The sequence below is a fragment of the Streptomyces sp. NPDC058457 genome (genome assembly GCF_042720695.1).
Classification (GTDB): Bacteria; Actinomycetota; Actinomycetes; order Streptomycetales; family Streptomycetaceae; genus Streptomyces.
In genome coordinates this window covers 1-2,185 of record NZ_JBHXLU010000193.1, presented here as the reverse complement: position 1 = coordinate 2,185, position 2,185 = coordinate 1, and the positions used below count along the sequence as shown (strand labels likewise).

The following is a 2,185-nucleotide window of genomic DNA, read 5'->3' as shown; positions in this document are numbered from 1 at the left end:
GCCCGGGACCGTTCGCTGTCGCAGGAGGGGCTCCCTCCCGGGACGCGTCTCCGCGCCCTCACGCCCCCTTGAGGCTCACATGTGTTCCGAACTCACGGTTGTGGTAGGTCAAGGGCCTACCGGGGGTGCTGTCCGCGGCCACGACATCACCCAGCACCACGATGTGGTCACCGCCGTCGACCAGGCGGGCCACCCGGCACCTGAGGAACCCCGCAAGGCCGGGAAGGCGTGGCAGGCCGGAGTCGTCGTGCCAGACGACATCGGCGAACTTCCCCGTTCCGCCCTTACGCGCGAAGTGCGCCGCGAGAGCGGCCTGTGCGCTGCCGAGGATATTGACGCCGAACGTTCCGCTGTCACGAACGACGCCGAGCAGCTGCGAGCGCCGGTCGAGCGAGACCAGAATCATGGGCGGATCCATGGACAGTGACGTGAAGGCGCTGACCGTGGTTCCGTACGGCAGGCCATGCCCCCTGGTGGTGATCACCGCGACCGGTGCGCACACGGAGGCCATGGCCTCGCGGAACGCGGTCTGGAGCGGGCCCGTGACGCGCGTGGTCATCCGCGACCCGTCGCTGGTCGGGGTGGCGACTGGCACTGCATCCGGCATCGGACGGCCCTCCTGCTCTGCGGCTACGGTGCCGGCGGGTCGAGCCGACAGCGCGAATTGATGTATCAGAGTATAGCTACTGACACTTCACAAGAAAAGGGTCGCCTCCGAGCCCCTGGCCACGCAGACGCGCCCTTACACCCGGCGCTCCAGCGAAATGTCGGACCAGCCACCCGCAAGCACCTACACCAACGGCAGGGGCACCTGACATGGCAGATTGACTCATTTGACGTAGCACAGTGCGCTTGAGAGATGCTAGCTTCGAAGCAACGTGGCAAGGGGAGACCGTTACCGACACACGAAGGTGACACATCGTGGCCGTCTACGAGCCTGAGGCAGTTCCGCTGCGCGAGATCGCCTACCAGCGCCTCCGCGAGGACATCCTTTCGTGTCGCCTCCCCCCTGGACACCGGATCACCGAGCGCCAGGTCGCCGCCGAGACCAAGCTGGGCATCTCCGCCGTCCGCGAAGCGCTGACAAGGCTGGACCATGAAGGGCTGGTCCGCACCCAGCCTCGCCGGGGGTACCAGGTCAAGCCGATGACTCTCAAGGGAGTCGACGACCTGTTCAACTTCTGGGAGCTCCTCGGTCCGGAGACCGTGCGCCGCGGCATCACCGGGGCCGCCCGGGAACAACTCGACCGTGCGGTCGCGGGGTTCGAGCAGTTCCTGGGGCAGGCATCCACCGACGTGCCCAGCCGTGAGTTGACCCAGGTGTGGCTCGAACTCTCGGAGGACGCGTTCGCGGTACTGGTGAACGCCACGGACAATCCCTACATCGTCAATGCGTACCGTGCCGTGGCCGGCGAACTGAGACGGGTGCTGTCACTCCTCAACGATTCGGTGTTGATCTTCTCCGTCTCCCCTCAGTACGTGGCGGGCTGGAGCGAGGCGGTCGGCCGCCGCGACGGCGAGAGGGCCGCCGAGCTCACCCGCGAGTACATCCGCCAGTCACACAGCCGCGTCCTGCACACACTCGCCCGGTGGCCGTCGGTCACCAGGACGGAGATCCTCCCGCTGCCACAGTCGACCGCCCGACCTGTGTAAAGCCCTGCAGCCGCACGCCCGAACGAGGGCGGCCGGACGGGACACCGGCAGTCGAAAGCCATGACGAGCAGACCGCGAGCGTCGCCTCACGACTCGGCACGGACCCACTGCGCCCGCCTGGCGGGTGGCACGTTTCCCGCCAGGCGGCAGCGGCGCCGAGGCGCCCGAAGCGCCGCACAGCACCGGTCCGGCGAATATGCCGACGACTCTGCTCGACGGGCCGGTGAGCAGCTCTTGACAAAGTCTTTTCGAGCATGTTTCGTGGATGCACCAGGCTGAAATATCAGCGTAGGCCAATTGATGTTCCAAGTCATCCGAGAGTCCCCCTCTGTCGAACTCTCGTAGGCCGCTCGAACAACCTCGCGCACGGCACCCAGCCGTGCCCTCCTCCTCTGCTGAGCTTTCCAAGGAGCGCACCATGACTGCCACCTCTCCCAGTCCGGACACCGGTACGGGTTACGGTCGTCCCGCCTCGTCCCACGACGCCCGTCTGACCGAGGTGGGTCCGGGGACGCCGATGGGCGAGGCGCTG

2 protein-coding genes are annotated in these 2,185 nt (G+C 67.0%); one reads left to right on the top strand and one right to left on the bottom strand.

Going from position 1 to position 2,185, the window contains the following annotated elements:
- Window positions 1-58: 58 nt before the first annotated feature.
- Window positions 59-607 (bottom strand): flavin reductase family protein, encoded by a 549-nt coding sequence (locus ACFWPS_RS53925; RefSeq protein ID WP_383721908.1) that lies wholly within the window; start codon window positions 605-607, stop codon window positions 59-61.
- Window positions 608-921: 314 nt separating this feature from the next.
- Between ACFWPS_RS53925 and ACFWPS_RS53920 the strand changes: the two genes are divergently transcribed.
- A complete protein-coding gene (locus ACFWPS_RS53920) occupies window positions 922-1,653 on the top strand; it encodes a GntR family transcriptional regulator (protein ID WP_383721906.1) in 732 nt (243 codons plus the stop codon).
- Window positions 1,654-2,185 lie beyond the last annotated feature (532 nt).